Origin of the sequence: Kitasatospora sp. NPDC058032, assembly GCF_042885845.1 — a bacterium.
Taxonomy (GTDB): Bacteria; Actinomycetota; Actinomycetes; order Streptomycetales; family Streptomycetaceae; genus Kitasatospora.
In genome coordinates this window covers 159746-173521 of the sequence record NZ_JBHVRK010000018.1, presented here as the reverse complement: position 1 = coordinate 173521, position 13776 = coordinate 159746, and the positions used below count along the sequence as shown (strand labels likewise).

Below are 13776 nucleotides of genomic sequence, written 5' to 3'. Positions count from 1 at the left end.
ATGTTTTCCGCTCCGTTTTCCGGAGTTTCATTCATCGGACTTCGCTTTCCGCTTGTCCCCGCTCTCTCGCGGCGACTCCGGAACTGTACGGGGACGGGGCCGCCACATGCAAATCGCCCCCGCCCGGTGGTGCGGGCGGGGGCGATCGGCGAGCTCACCTGTGCTGCTCAGCGGACCTCGGTGATCTCCGGGCCGCGGGCGAACGGGTCCAGCGCGGTGTTGCCGAAGCGGTTCTCGCCCTCGCCGGTGGCCGCGACGGCACCGCCGCCGTCGGCGACCATCTGCGCGTCCTCGGGGAGCTTCAGCACGATCGGGTCGCGGGGCGCCATCGGGATCTCACCGCGGACGACGACCGTCTGCCGGAAGACCTGCTCCAGGACCCCACCCATCTCGGGCTGGACGGCGGCCTGGCCGGAGATCACGCCGCGGAGGAACCAGCGCGGTCCGTCGCAGCCGACGAAGCGCACCAGCTGCACGCCCTGCGTGCCGTCCGGCAGCTGCACCGGGACCTGGGCGCGGAGGTGCCAGCCGAGCGGGCCCTCCTCCTCCTCGACGATGCCGCCCTGCGCGGTGATGCCGCTGCCGATCTCCTCGCGGACCTCCCCCCAGATGCCCTCCGACTTGGGGGCCGCGAAGGCCTGCAGCTGGATGGCGCTGTTGCCGAGGACCAGGGTGGCGGCCACGATCGCCTCGCCGGCCACCTCCACCCGGAGTTCCATGCCCTCGACACCGGGGACCAGCAGGCCCCCGAGGTCGACGCGGCCCTCCTCCGGGTTCTCCAGCTCGGAGTGGTCCCACGGCCCGTCCGGACGCGGGGCCGGCGGCAGGCCGACCCGGTCCGCCGGGTCCAGCTCGGTCACGTTCTCGCTCTCGGCGGAACCTTCGACGTCATCGGCCGTCTCGTCGGCGCTGATGGCGTCGTCGGCGAGCTGCTCGACAGCGTCCTCGCTCTTCTGGCGACGACGGAACACGGTCACTGTCCTTCCCGGTCCAAGACCGATGCGAATACCTGCTCGGCTTCCTGCGAGGCCGCGGGCAGCCTAGACCGCGGCGTGGCCGCCGGTCGACCCGAACCCGCCCTCGGCGCGTGCCGACCCAGGCAGCTCGGCCACCTCGTGGAAGCGGGCCTTCTCGACCTGCTGGATCACCAGCTGGGCGATCCGGTCCCCTCGGCGGAAGCTGACTCCCTCGCGCGGGTCCAGATTGACGACGATCACCTTGATCTCTCCACGGTACCCGGCATCGACCGTCCCTGGGGCGTTCACCAGAGCAACGCCGCAACGAGCTGCCAGTCCCGAACGGGGGTGGACGAACGCGGCGTAGCCGTCGGGCAACGCGATGGCGATGCCGGTGGGCAGCACGGCCCGCTCGCCGGGGGCCAGCTCGGCGTCGACGGTGGTCCGCAGGTCGGCGCCGGCGTCGCCGGGCTGCGCGTACGCGGGCAGCGGCAGCTCGGGGTCGATCCGCCGGATCAGGACGTCCAGGGGCTCGCGGGGGGTGGTGCTCAAGGGTTCACCTCAAAGGCTCGGGCGCGCTTCATCAGGTCGGGGTCGTCGAGGACCTTCTCGATGTCCTCGGGTCGACCGTGCTTGGTGAAGTGTTCCAGCTTCACCTGGACGAAGAGTGCCTGCGCGCGCACCGCGACCGGCCCGTCGGGGCCGCCGATCCGTGCCTCGCCGGCGCTGTAGATCTTCCGGCCGTGCACACCGGTGACCCAGGCGCGCAGGTGCAGCGTGGAGCCGACCGGCACCGGGGAGAGGAAGTCGGTCTCCAGCCGACCGGTGACGGCGGGGGCGTGCAGCAGCCAGTTGAGCGTTCCCAGGGTCTCGTCCATGGCGGTGGTCAGCAGGCCGCCGTGGGCCAGGCCGGGGCCGCCCTGGTGCTCCGGGCGGACGGTGAACTCGGCGGTGACGTCGAGACCCTCGCCGGCCACCGCGTCGATCCGCAGGCCGCCGGGGTGCTGCGGGCCGCAGCCGAAGCAGTGCTCGTAGTGGGAGCCGAGCCGGGTGCCGGGGGCGGGGGCCTCGGGGGCGCGCGGCGGGAGGACGGCCTCCGGCGGCGGCGTGGTGGGGGTCGTGGGGGCGGCGGGCGCGGTGGGGGCAGTCGAACCGGTCACGCCGCCCCACCCTACCGAGCGGTAGCCGGGCCCCGGACGGGGGTTGCGTCCGGGCGCCGCCGTCATGGCGCCCACAATGGAGGGCATGTACGACGAACGCCTCACCGTGCCGCGCTCCTGGTGGCTGTTCCCGGTCGTGATCGGCCTCACCCTCGCCCTGATCCTGCTGCGCCTCAGCGCGGTGGGCGCGCTGGTCGGGCTGGTGGTCGGCATCGCCGCCGGCGCCGCCGCGATCAGCAGTTACGGCTCGGCCCGGATCCGGGTGGTCCAGGGCTCGCTGGTGGCCGGCCCGGCCCGGATCCCGGTGGACGCCCTCGGCGCCGCTCAGGCCCTGGGCCCGGCGGACGCCGCCGCCTGGCGCGGGCCGAAGGCCGACCCGCGGGCCTTCATGCTGCTGCGCAGCTACGTGCCGACGGCGCTGCGGGTCGAGGTGAGCGACCCGACGGACCCGACGCCGTACCTCTATCTCTCGACCCGCTCGCCGATGAAGCTGGCGGAGGCCCTGGACGAGGCCCGCCGCAACGCCCGCGCCTGAGGACCGGCCGGGCAGCGGGCCCGGTCGGGGCAGGTCGGGACGGAGCCGAAGACGACCGAACGGAAAGGGACGGTACCGCCTGGGCGGTACCGTCCCTTCGCGTTTCCTGGAAACGCTTTCCATCCGACCGTATGACTGGTGCGTCCGTCACGACGGACGCCGGAGCTGCCGTCCGGCCCCGCTGCCCGGGGCCGGAAGGGGCGTCGCACCGGTCTCGCGAACACCGCGAGGCCCGAGTCATGACCGCCCTGGATCTCAGGCGCCGCAGTCCCGGCAGATCGGGTTGCCGTTCTTCTCGCTGTACAGCTGGCTGCGGTGGTGGACCAGGAAGCAGCTCATGCAGGTGAACTCGTCGGCCTGCCGCGGCAGCACCCGGACGGAGAGCTCCTCGTTCGAGAGGTCTGCGCCGGGGAGCTCCATGCCCTCGGCCGCCTCGAACTCGTCGACGTCGACCGAGCTGCCGCCCTTGTCGTTCCTGCGGGCCTTGAGCTCCTCGATGCTGTCCTCGTTGAGCTCGTCGTCGGTCTTGCGTGGGGTGTCGTAGTCGGTAGCCATATTTCGCTCTCCCCCTCCGGGTTGTGCGGTGTGTGCGGTATCTCCAGCGCACGTAACGCATGGGGGGTCGGTCTTGTGCCCGACCCGAGGCGGAGATTTTGCCTTACTTCAAGCCCCGTTACTCAATCGACACTCAGCCAGGGGTCCGTTGGGGTGATCCACTCGGGCGTTCGGGGCTTCACGCAGGGCCATCGTCGCGGGGCACGAGTGACCACATGCTGGACATGCTCCGTGAGCGAAGCTCCTCGGTGCGCCCGCCAATTCCCTTGCCCACCTGGGCGGGAGGCCAACCCTCCGACCCGTCTCCGGTCGCCGTCCCACTCACGGACGGCGATCGGAGGGGCCGGCGGCTTGATCACTCTCCGGCGTCGGCCGATCCCGAGGAGCGACACGGTGTGAGCTTGCTCACGTTCGTCGCCACCCCGGGCAAACCGTGGAAAATCCGCCCAAGCCCCTATGCCTGCCGCCGGGCCGCGCGACGGGCCAGCAGCGCGGCCTGCCGCTCCTCGAACTTGGCCGCCTGGGCCTCCAGCCCGTCGAGGAAGAGGCCCAGCTCCTGCTGCGCCTGCACGCCGTCCGGGCCGAGGCCGTCCAGCTCCATGATCTTGAGGTGGCGCAGCACCGGCTGCAGCACGTCGTCGTGGTGGATGCGCAGGTTGTAGACGCCGCCGAGGGCGATCTGGGCGGCGGCCCGCTCGAAGCCGGGGATGCCGTGGCCGGGCATCCGGAAGTTGGTCACCACGTCGGCGACGGCGCGCATGGCCTGGTCCGGGGCGATCTCCAGGGCGGCCTTCAGCAGGTTCCGGTAGAAGACCATGTGCAGGTTCTCGTCGTTGGCGATCTTCGCGAGGAGTTGGTCCGCCAGCGGGCAGCCGGCGAAGTGGCCGGTGTTGCGGTGCGCGATGCGGGTGGCGAGCTCCTGGAAGGCCACGTAGGCGACCGACTGCAGCATGCTGTGCGCGTTGTCGGACGAGAAGCCGTCCGACATGTGGGCCATCCGGGCCCGCTCCAGCTCGTTCGGGTCGACGGCCCGGGTGGTGAGCAGGTAGTCGCGGATGGCTATGCCGTGCCGGCCCTCCTCCGCCGTCCAGCGGTGGACCCACTCGCCCCAGGCGCCCTCGCGGCCGAACATGGTCGCGATCTCGTGGTGGTAGCTGGGGAGGTTGTCCTCGGTGAGCAGGTTGACCACGAGCGAGACCCGGCCGAGCGGGGTCACCTTGGACTGCCCGAGCTCCCAGGCCTCGCCGCCCAGCACGCCGTCGAAGTCGCGGCCCCGGCTCCACGGGACGTACTCGTGCGGCATCCAGTCCTTGGCGACCTTGAGGTGCCGGTTGAGCTCCTTCTCGACGACCTCTTCCAGGGCCAGGATCAGCCGCGTGTCGGTCCAGGCGCTCGAACCGGGCGAGGTGCTGCGCTGCGCGGGGGCGATGGTCACGGGGCTGGCTCCTGGGGGACGGGCACGCGCGGTACGGGCGCGTTGGACGGGTACGCCGGAGTCCGTTCGGACGGCACTTACGGTCGCGTAGGTTACGACACCGTAAGTTGCCCGGGCCGGAAATGACAAGCCGCCCCCGCCAGGCCTTATGTCGTCTTGACGGGCCTGGCGGGGGCGGCTGGAAACGGTCGGCGCACGGACTTCGCTCACCCGGACGGCGCAGCAGCCCCACCATGGCCCCGAGAAGGGCCGTGACGGGGCCGCGGAGGCCCGGGGAGCATCCGCCCGGAGGGGAGGGCGCCCGGTGTGTCAGGAGGCCGGTCACCCGGCCGGGATGCGCACCCGCATGGTGAGGCCGCCGCCGGCGCGCGGGGTGGCCTCGATGGTGCCGTTATGGGCGCGGACCACCGAGCGGACGATCGAGAGGCCGAGGCCGACCCCCTTGTCGCTGCGGGTCCGGTCGGCGCCCTTGACCCGGCGGAACGGCTCGAAGATGTGCTCCAGCTCGTAGCCGGGCACCACCGGTCCGGTGTTGGAGACCACCAGCTCGCCGCCGCCGGGCACCGGGGCGGTGGTGATCTCGACCCAGCCGTCCGGGGCGTTGTAGCGCACGGCGTTCTGCAGCAGGTTGAGCGCGATCCGCTCCAGCAGGACGCCGTTGCCGGAGACCGTCGCCGGGTGCAGCGAGGCGCGCAGGTCGACCTCGCGCCGGCCGGCCTCCGCCCTGGTCTGCTCCAGGGCCCGGGTGGCGACCTCGGAGAACTCCACCGGGCGGCGGTCGGTCAGCTCGTTGTCGCTGCGGGCGAGCAGCAGCAGGCCCTCGACGAGCTGTTCGCTGCGCTCGTTGGTGGCCAGCAGGGTCTTGCCGAGCTGCTGGAGGTCGGGCGAGGCCTGCGGGTCGGAGAGCTGGACCTCCAGCAGGGTGCGGTTGATCGCCAGCGGGGTGCGCAGCTCGTGCGAGGCGTTGGCGACGAAGCGGCGCTGGGAGTCGAAGGAGCGGTCGAGGCGCTCCAGCATGTCGTCGAAGGTGTCGGCCAGCTCCTTGAGCTCGTCGTCCGGGCCGTCCAGCTCGATCCGCCGGTGCAGGTCGGAGGAGGCCACCTCGCGGGCGGTGCGGGTGATCCGGCCGAGCGGGCGCAGCACCCGGCCGGCCATCGCGTAGCCGGCCGCGAAGGCGATCACGGCGAGGCAGACCAGCATGGTGAGCGACTTGCGCAGCAGGGTGTTGAGCGCGCTGTCCGACTTCAGGGTGTGCATGTTGGCGAGGTACTGGTTGAACTGGTCGGTGCTCATCCAGGCGCCGTTCACCCGGGCGCCCGAGGGCCCGAAGTCGAAGGGCGGCGGCTGGACGTCGCGCAGGGCCTGCTTGACGAAGACGTACATCAGCAGCAGCAGCACCACGCCGGCCATCAGGAACATCCCGCCGTAGAGCAGGGTGAGCCGGATCCGGATGGTGGGGCGGAACGGCAGCCAGGCGAGCATGCCGTCGCCGGGCACGTAGGTGTCGTGCGAGGAGTGCAGCCGGGGGGCGCGCGGCGGGTGGGCGGGCTTCGGCGGTACGGGCCGATTGGGCATGGCGCGCCCGCCGGTGGGCGCGCCGGAGGGCCCGCCGGCGGAGGGCGGGGTGGTCATGATGGTCCTCTCGGGGCGTCCGCCGGGGCGGGCGCGTGGGTGGGGGCCGGTTCCTGGCGGGACCGCGGGTTCCGTTCGGAGCCGCGGGGTCCGGTCAGATCCGGTAGCCGGAACCCGGGACGGTGACGATCACCGGCGGGTCGCCGAGCTTGCGGCGCAGCGTCATCACGGTGACGCGCACGACGTTGGTGAACGGGTCGGTGTGCTCGTCCCAGGCCTTCTCCAGCAGCTGCTCGGCGGAGACGACGGCGCCGCCGGCCCGCATCAGCACCTCCAGGACGGCGAACTCCTTGGGGGCGAGCTGGACGGGTCGGCCGTCGCGGATCACCTCGCGGCGGCCGGGGTCGAGCGAGATGCCGGCCCGTTCCAGGACGGGGGGCAGCGGGACGGTCGCGCGGCGGCCCAGGGCGCGGACCCGGGCGACGAGTTCGCTGAAGGCGAACGGCTTCGGAAGGTAGTCGTCCGCTCCGATCTCCAGGCCCTCGACCCGGTCGCTGATGTCGCCGGAGGCGGTCAGCATGATCACCCGGGTGGCCAGCCCCTGCTCGACCACACTGCGGCAGACGTCGTCACCGTGGACCAGCGGCAGGTCGCGGTCGAGCACGACCACGTCGTAGTCGTTGACCGCGATGCGCTGGAGCGCGGCCTCCCCGTCGTAGACCACGTCGACGGCCATCGCCTCGCGGCGCAGACCGGTGGCCACTGCCTCGGCGAGCAGCTGCTCGTCCTCGACGACGAGAACCCGCACGGTGGTTGTCCCTTCTTCAGGCCGGCCCGGGAAGCGGACGCACGGCTCCGACGCTGCCTCCATCCTGCCTGGTCCGGCGGTAAGGCAGCGATAAGCTGCCCCGGAGGACGGCTGCCCGCGGGCGGCGCCGGGCGCGCACGGGCGTGGTTCGCGGCGGAAGCAGTCCGGTTGGAATGTGACGCAGGCAACTTTCTTCCGTCCGGAGGTTTCCCGGCCCCCGGGGCGGGGAGGACATCCGCACACCCGCGATCCGGTTTCTGAGCCGATCGCACCCACCCGCCGTGCGTTCATCCGCGCCGGCCCTGGGGCAGGGGAGTCACCGGGAGCGGCCGAGGGCCGTCTCCGCGTCCGTCCGGAGAGGTACGCCACCCGGACCGGATGCTTCCGCTGGCCGCCGTCACCCCGGGGCGGGGGGCGCACGACCGTGCACGTCCGACACAGTAAGGGGGCCCGTATGGACGCCTTCACCGCCGGAATCCTGCAGCGCATCGCCAATGCCGAGCAGGACCTGCACCGCGCGATCGAGGCCGGGGACGAGTTCCTCGCCGAGGTGGAACAGTCCGAGCTGGACGATCTGCGCCGTCTCGCCGCCGAGCACGGCGTGGACACGGTGCTGGAGCGCCACCGCACCGCCGCCTGATCCCCAGTCCGACCCGTCGCCGGATCTCCGGCACCAGCGGCCCTGTGGGGGCCGTGCGAAACCCAGGCCCTGGCATCCCCCGTATGTCAGGGCTCTTCGTCGCCCGGAGAGTCGTCCAGATCATCCGCAAGGGGCCCGTTTCCCGACCGCACCGGCGGTCGGGAAACGGGCCCCTCGATGTGTCCGGCCCGGCCGCGGGCTCAGTCCGCCCAGGCGTTCAGCGCGGCCAGCCGCTCCTGGAGCGGCTCGTAGACGCCGGGGGCGGCGGCGACCGTCAGCTCGCCGTCCGCGCCCCGCCCGGGGCGGCCTCCGACCAGGGCGCCGGCCTCGGCCGCGATCAGGCAGCCGGCCGCCCGGTCCCACGGGGCCAGCCCGCGCTCGTAGTAGCCGTCCAGCCGGCCGGCGGCGACGTCGCAGAGGTCCACGGCGGCGGCGCCGGCCCGCCGGATGTCGCGCACCTCGGACATCAGCCCGAGCACCACCTCGGCCTGCCGGACCCGCACCTCCCGGACGTAGGCGAAGCCGGTGCCGATCAGCGCCTGGCCCCACGGCGGGGCCGGGCGGGCGGCGATCGGGCGGCCGTCGCGCTGGGCGCCCCGGCCGAGCACGGCCTGGAACAGCTCGCCGCGCGCCGGGGCGTACACGACCCCGACCACCGCGCGCCCGTCCAGCTCGGCGGCCACGCTGACCGCCCAGGAGGGAAGTCCGTACAGGTAGTTGACGGTTCCGTCGAGCGGGTCGACGACCCAGCGCACGCCGCTGGTGCCGGGCCGCTCGGCGCCCTCCTCTCCCAGGTAGCCGTCCTCGGGCCGGCGGGCGGTGATCAGTTCCAGGACGAGCTTCTCGGAGGCCAGGTCCATCTCGGTGACCACGTCGACCGGGCTGCTCTTGGTGCCCGCGACACCGAGGTCGGCGGGCCGGCCCTCCAGCAGCAGGGTGCCGGCCCGGCGGGCGGCGTCCAGGGCGACGTCGAGCAGTTCGTCGAGCAGGGCGGGATCGGGCACGGCGGGGCTGGACACGGGGATCTCCTCCGGGGGCGGAACGGGTCAGCGCTCGGCGGCGGCCGGGCGGGGGGCGCGCGGGTTGGGGCAGCAGGCCACGGCGCAGACGTCGTGGCTGGGGCCGAGCGTGCCGAGGGCGCAGCGGCTCACCGGCTCGCCGCGCTCGGCGGCGGCCCGCTCCAGGACGAGTTCCCGGACGGCGGCGGTGAACCGGGGGTCGGCGCCGACGGTGGCGGCCCGGGCGACCGGCAGGCCGAGCTCGGCGGCCTTGGCCACCGCCTCGGTGTCCAGGTCGTACTTGACCTCCATGTGGTCGGAGACGAAGCCGATCGGGACCATCACCACGGCCGGGGCGCCGTCGGCCCGCTGGGCCTCCAGGTGGTCGCAGATGTCCGGCTCCAGCCAGGGGATGTGCGGGGCCCCGCTGCGGCTCTGGTACACCAGCTCCCACGGGCGGTCGGCGACGCCGGTGCGCTCGGCGACGGCGGTGGCGACCAGCCGGGCGACCTCCAGGTGCTGGGCGACGTAGGCGCCGCCGGGGCGGCCGCGGGCCGGGTCGTCGGGGGCGCCGGAGGTCTCGGCCATGGTGTCCGGGATCGAGTGGGTGGTGAACGCCAGCCGGGCGCCGGCCCGGACCTCCTCGGGCAGCCGGGCCAGGGCGGCGGTGGTGGCGTCGATCATCGGCTCGACGAAGCCGGGGTGGTTGTAGAAGTGGCGCAGCATGTCGACCCGCGGCTCCGGCAGTCCCTCGGCGGCCAGCGCGGCCAGCGCGTCGGCGAGGTTCTCCCGGTACTGGCGGCAGCCGGAGTATCCGGCGTAGGCGCTGGTGGCCAGCACGGCGATCCGGCGGCGGCCGTCGGCGACCATCCCGCGCAGGGTGTCGACCAGGTACGGCGCCCAGTTCCGGTTGCCCCAGTACACCGGCAGGTCGAGGCCGTGCCCGGCGAAGTCCTCGCGCAGCGCGGCCAGCAGTTCGCGGTTCTGCCCGTTGATCGGGCTGACGCCGCCGAACAGGAAGTAGTGCTTGCCGACCTCCTGGAGCCGTTCCCTGGGGATGCCGCGGCCGCGGGTGACGTTCTCCAGGAAGGGGACGACGTCCTCGGGGCCCTCGGGCCCGCCGAAGGAGAGCAGCAGCAGGGCGTCGTACGGGGCGGCGCCGGTGCGGGAGGTGTTGCGCGCGTCGGACATGGCTCCGATCCTGCCACTGCGCACAGGGGGGCCGGGCCCGGGCCGGCTCCGGGTGCCCGGAAAAATACCGTTTGCCAAGGTTCGTAGGCTGTCTTTGCCAGCAACGTTCCTTACCCCCTGCGGAGCCTCCCCCGTGCTGTCCAGCTACCGCCAGATCTTCGCCTCCCCCGGCAGTCTGGCCTTCTCCTCCACCGGGTTCATATCCCGGCTGCCGATCTCCATGACGGGCATCGGCATCGTCACGATGCTCTCCGAGCTGCGCGGCTCCTTCGGGGTCGCCGGTCTGGTCTCGGCGACGATGGCGGTGTCCGCGGCGATCCTCGGTCCGCAGGTGTCCCGGATGGTGGACCGGCACGGGCAGCGCCGGATCGTGCTGCCGGCCACCGCGATCACCGTCGTGGCCGCGATCGGCCTGCTGCTGTCCGCCCGGTTCGAGGCGCCGGTCTGGACGCTCTTCGTGTTCGCCGCCGGGATGGGTGTGATGCCGAGTACCGGGGCGATGGTGCGGGCCCGCTGGGCGCACCTGTACCGGGAGGAGGCGCCGAAGCTGCACACCGCCTACTCCTTCGAGGCGGTGGTCGACGAGATCTGCTTCATCGTCGGCCCGATCCTCTCGGTGACGCTGGCCACCGCGGTCTTCCCTGAGGCCGGCGTGCTGCTCGCCGGCGTGTTCCTGGCCGTGGGCGTGGCCCTGTTCGCCGCCCAGCGCTCCACCGAGCCGCCGGTCCATCCGGCCGCCCGCCACGCCGGCAGTCCGGTGATCCTCAACCGGGGCCTCCAGGCGCTGATCCTGACCTTCGTGTCCACCGGCGCGATCTTCGGCTCCGTCGAGGTGGTCACCGTCGCGTTCACCAAGGCGCAGGGCCACGGCGCCACCTCCGGTCCGATCCTGGCGCTCTGGGCGCTCGGTTCCTGTGTGGCCGGCGTGGTCTTCGGTGCCCTCAAGCCGAGGGGGTCGATGCCGGTGCGCTTCCTCGTCGGCGTGGTGTTCATGGCCGTCAGCATGGTCCCGCTGCTGCTGCTCGCCGAGACGGTGAACGGCGTCGGCGGTCTGGTGGCGGTCGGTGGCGCGCTGCTGATCGCCGGCATCGCCATCTCCCCCACCCTGATCACCGCGATGGCCCTGGTCGAGCGGCTGGTGCCGGCCGCCCAGCTGACCGAGGGCATGACCTGGACGACCACCGGGCTGGCGCTGGGTGTCGCGGTCGGCTCCTCGGCCGGCGGCTGGGTGGTCGACGCGTCCGGCGCGGCGGCGGGCTACTGGGTGCCGGTGGCCGCCGGCGCCTTCGGCGTGCTGGTCGCGGTCGCCGGGCTCGGCCGGCTGCGGGCCGGACTGGCCGCCGGCGAGACCGTCGGGGAGGCCGCCCCGGCCTCGGCCCAAACCGTGGACCTCGAACGGTGACCTGACTTACCCTCCTCCCTACCCGTGGCCTACCCGCGGGTAGGGACCGAGGTGAGCCGACGCCGTTCGGCCACGGAGCAGGAGGCGCCGCAATGCCCCAGGCCAGTACCGCGACCCGCACCCGCTGGACCAACTGGGCGGGCAACCAGAGCGCCGCGCCCGCCCGGGTGGTCACCCCCGGCACCGCGGAGGAGTTGGCCAAGGAGATCCTGCGTGCCGCAGACCAGGGCCGGACCGTGAAGGCGGTCGGTTCGGGCCACTCCTTCACCGCGATCGCCTCCGCCGGAGACGGCGTGCTCGTCCGCCCCCACGCGCTGACCGCCGTGCGCGAGATCGACCGGGAGAACGGCACGATCACGGTCGAGGCCGGACTGCCGCTGCACCGGCTCAACCGACTGCTGGACGCGGCGGGCCTGTCGCTCACCAACATGGGTGACATCGAGGTGCAGACCGTGGCCGGCGCCACCAGCACCGGCACGCACGGCACCGGCCGGGACTCCGGCTCGCTCGCCGCCCAGATCCGCGGTCTGGAGATCGTGCTCGCCGACGGCAGCATCCGGCGCTGCTCCCCCACCGAGGACCCGCGGCTCTTCGAGGCCGCCCGGCTCGGCCTCGGCGCGCTGGGCGTGATCACCGCGCTCACCCTCGGCGTCGAGCCGGCCTTCCTGCTCACCGCGCACGAGCAGCCGATGCGCTTCGACGAGGTGCTGGAGCGGCTGGACGACCTCACCGCCGTCAACGAGCACTTCGAGTTCTACTGGTTCCCGCACACCGACCGCTGCTCCACCAAGCGGAACAACCGCAGCCAGGGCCCGGCCGCGCCGCTGCCCCGCTTCAAGGAGTGGCTGGAGGACGACTTCCTCTCCAACACCGTCTGGGAGGGAGCCTGCCGGGTCGGCCGCCGCTTCCCCGGTTCGGTGCCGGCCATCGCCTCGCTGGCCAGCCGCGCCTGGTCGGACCGCAGCTACACCGACACCGCGTACAAGGTGTTCACCAGCCCGCGCAAGGTGCGCTTCATCGAGATGGAGTACGCGGTGCCGCGCGCGGCGGCCGGCGAGGTGCTGCGCGAGCTGCGGGCGATGGTCGAGCGCTCCGGCTGGCGGATCAGCTTCCCGGTCGAGGTGCGGTTCGCCCCGGCCGACGAGGTCTGGCTCTCCACCGCGCACGGCCGGGACACCGTCTACATCGCCGTCCACCTCTACCGGGGCACCGCCGAGCAGGGGTACTTCACGGCGGTCGAGCGGCTGATGACCGAGCACCGGGGCCGCCCGCACTGGGGCAAGCTGCACACCCGGGACGCCGAGTACCTCGCCGGGGTGTACCCGCGCTTCGCGGAGTTCACCGCGCTGCGCGACGAACTGGACCCGGACCGCCGCTTCGGCAACGACCACCTGCGCCGGGTGCTCGGCGCCTAGCCGGCCGCCCCGCTCGGAGCGGCGGGGGCGGCTGGCGGCTCGACCGCGGTGGTCGGGGCCGGGGGCTTCGGGGTGGCGCCGCCGGACGGCTTCGCGGAGGCGGCCCCGTCCCCGGCCGGCGCGGAGGGCGTGGTGGACGCGGGGGGCGTGGACGGGGCGGACGGCTCGCCGCTGGGGCGCGCGGAGGGCTTCGCGGACGGCTCCGTTCCCGCCCCCGCACCGGAACCGGTCGACGGGGAGGCCGACGGCTCGCCGCTCTCCGCACCCGGGCGCGTGTCGGGGCTCGGCCGCCCGGAGGCGCCGCCGTCCCGGCCGGCCGACGGCGAGGGCACCGAGGCGGGCCCGGAGGACGGCGCGTCACCCGGTGGGACGGTCGGCTTCCGGTCGACCCGGCCACCGATCGAGGTACCGGTGCCCGACCCGCCCTTGACGGTCGCCGACACCGGCTGCCCGGTCGCCACCTCGAAGGCGAGGATCGGCACCATCGCGAGGGTGAAGACCAGCGCCGAGACCGCCGCGTACGACTTCCAGGTCCACCGCCGACGCGCCCGGACCACCTGCGGCGCGTTCCACTGTGCCGAGGGCGGCGGCCCCTCCCCCGGAACCGGCTCCGGCGCCTGACGCAGTCCGTTCGCCAACTGTCCCGGCCCGGCGGTCCGGTCCACGGCGCCGCGCAACTGTTCGCCGGTGCGTTTGAAGACGTGCTGGAACACCGCGCTGCCGGTGGTGGCGCCGATGCTCACCACCGCCGCGCCGAGAATGGTTCCATAGACCCCGAGTTCGGACGCGAGCACCGCCCCCACCACGGTGGCCAGTGCGCTGGCGGCGACCTGAGCCACACTCAGATCAATTCGCCTGCGACCTTCCTCGGCTCCGTCCGGGGCGGGCTTCACCTGCGGCATCAACATCCCTCGAGTCAGTACGACTGTCCTTCGAACAAGTCACTCCATCTTGCACAAAGAAGGACACAAGGGTCGAAAATGCGGTTCTGCGCGAGAGATATATGTGAAGATGATCACCGTTCACCGGTCGATCCTCGGCCATTGGGGTCGCGTGCTCTTGAGATTCCCGTGAATCGCGGGAGACTTGAGCGGCGAGCCGCCCCTTTG

General features: G+C 73.1%; 14 protein-coding genes. 4 read left to right on the top strand and 10 right to left on the bottom strand.

Translation table 11 applies throughout. The annotated features are described in order from the left end of the window. Positions 1 to 167: 167 nt before the first annotated feature. The 3 genes from ACFVUH_RS26600 to ACFVUH_RS26590 all read right to left on the bottom strand — a co-directional run bounded on the left by ACFVUH_RS26600 (position 168) and on the right by ACFVUH_RS26590 (position 2116). Positions 168 to 971 (bottom strand): DUF3710 domain-containing protein, encoded by an 804-nt coding sequence (locus ACFVUH_RS26600; RefSeq protein ID WP_355364861.1) that lies wholly within the window; start codon positions 969 to 971, stop codon positions 168 to 170. A gap of 69 nt (positions 972 to 1040) precedes the next feature. Further along, the gene (gene dut / locus ACFVUH_RS26595; RefSeq protein WP_350572406.1) at positions 1041 to 1508 is read right to left on the bottom strand and encodes a dUTP diphosphatase; all 468 of its coding nucleotides are present in this window, start codon (positions 1506 to 1508) and stop codon (positions 1041 to 1043) included. Further along, complete coding sequence (locus ACFVUH_RS26590) at positions 1505 to 2116, bottom strand: PaaI family thioesterase (RefSeq protein WP_355364865.1); 612 nt, start codon at positions 2114 to 2116, stop codon at positions 1505 to 1507. The genes dut and ACFVUH_RS26590 overlap by 4 nt, the downstream gene beginning before the upstream one ends. Positions 2117 to 2201: 85 nt before the next feature. Between ACFVUH_RS26590 and ACFVUH_RS26585 the strand changes: the two genes are divergently transcribed. Continuing rightward, positions 2202 to 2651 (top strand): DUF3093 domain-containing protein, encoded by a 450-nt coding sequence (locus ACFVUH_RS26585; RefSeq protein WP_387915709.1) that lies wholly within the window; start codon positions 2202 to 2204, stop codon positions 2649 to 2651. A gap of 255 nt (positions 2652 to 2906) precedes the next feature. On the opposite strand, the gene ACFVUH_RS26580 is transcribed toward ACFVUH_RS26585, so the two are convergent. The 4 genes from ACFVUH_RS26580 to ACFVUH_RS26565 all read right to left on the bottom strand — a co-directional run bounded on the left by ACFVUH_RS26580 (position 2907) and on the right by ACFVUH_RS26565 (position 7021). Continuing rightward, entirely contained in the window at positions 2907 to 3206 is a 300-nt protein-coding gene (locus tag ACFVUH_RS26580) for a DUF4193 domain-containing protein (RefSeq protein ID WP_327681335.1), read from the bottom strand. Positions 3207 to 3660: 454 nt separating this feature from the next. Next, positions 3661 to 4641, bottom strand: coding sequence for an acyl-ACP desaturase (locus ACFVUH_RS26575; RefSeq protein ID WP_387915708.1), 981 nt, complete (start codon positions 4639 to 4641; stop codon positions 3661 to 3663). 321 nt (positions 4642 to 4962) lie between these two features. Further along, entirely contained in the window at positions 4963 to 6273 is a 1311-nt protein-coding gene (locus ACFVUH_RS26570; RefSeq protein ID WP_387915707.1) for a sensor histidine kinase, read from the bottom strand. Between the two features lie 94 nt (positions 6274 to 6367). Beyond that, a complete protein-coding gene (locus ACFVUH_RS26565; protein ID WP_355364871.1) occupies positions 6368 to 7021 on the bottom strand; it encodes a response regulator transcription factor in 654 nt (217 codons plus the stop codon). 454 nt (positions 7022 to 7475) lie between these two features. Between ACFVUH_RS26565 and ACFVUH_RS26560 the strand changes: the two genes are divergently transcribed. Next, a complete protein-coding gene (locus ACFVUH_RS26560; protein ID WP_030301315.1) occupies positions 7476 to 7661 on the top strand; it encodes a hypothetical protein in 186 nt (61 codons plus the stop codon). Positions 7662 to 7861: 200 nt separating this feature from the next. Here ACFVUH_RS26560 and ACFVUH_RS26555 read toward each other — a convergent pair whose 3' ends face one another. Together ACFVUH_RS26555 and ACFVUH_RS26550 are read right to left on the bottom strand one after the other, a co-directional pair. After that, on the bottom strand, positions 7862 to 8665 hold the full coding sequence (locus ACFVUH_RS26555; protein ID WP_355365248.1) for an inositol monophosphatase family protein: 804 nt from the start codon (positions 8663 to 8665) through the stop codon (positions 7862 to 7864). 42 nt (positions 8666 to 8707) lie between these two features. Beyond that, positions 8708 to 9850 (bottom strand): ferrochelatase, encoded by a 1143-nt coding sequence (locus ACFVUH_RS26550; protein WP_387915705.1) that lies wholly within the window; start codon positions 9848 to 9850, stop codon positions 8708 to 8710. A 133-nt stretch (positions 9851 to 9983) separates the two neighbouring features. Here ACFVUH_RS26550 and ACFVUH_RS26545 point away from each other — a divergent pair, with 133 nt between their 5' ends. Together ACFVUH_RS26545 and ACFVUH_RS26540 are read left to right on the top strand one after the other, a co-directional pair. Beyond that, on the top strand, positions 9984 to 11252 hold the full coding sequence (locus tag ACFVUH_RS26545) for an MFS transporter (protein ID WP_355364879.1): 1269 nt from the start codon (positions 9984 to 9986) through the stop codon (positions 11250 to 11252). 92 nt (positions 11253 to 11344) lie between these two features. Further along, positions 11345 to 12667 (top strand): D-arabinono-1,4-lactone oxidase, encoded by a 1323-nt coding sequence (locus ACFVUH_RS26540; RefSeq protein WP_387915703.1) that lies wholly within the window; start codon positions 11345 to 11347, stop codon positions 12665 to 12667. Here ACFVUH_RS26540 and ACFVUH_RS26535 read toward each other — a convergent pair. Next, a complete protein-coding gene (locus ACFVUH_RS26535; protein WP_387915702.1) occupies positions 12664 to 13506 on the bottom strand; it encodes a hypothetical protein in 843 nt (280 codons plus the stop codon). The two genes, ACFVUH_RS26540 and ACFVUH_RS26535, sit on opposite strands and share 4 nt — an antisense overlap. Between the last annotated feature and the right edge of the window lie 270 nt (positions 13507 to 13776).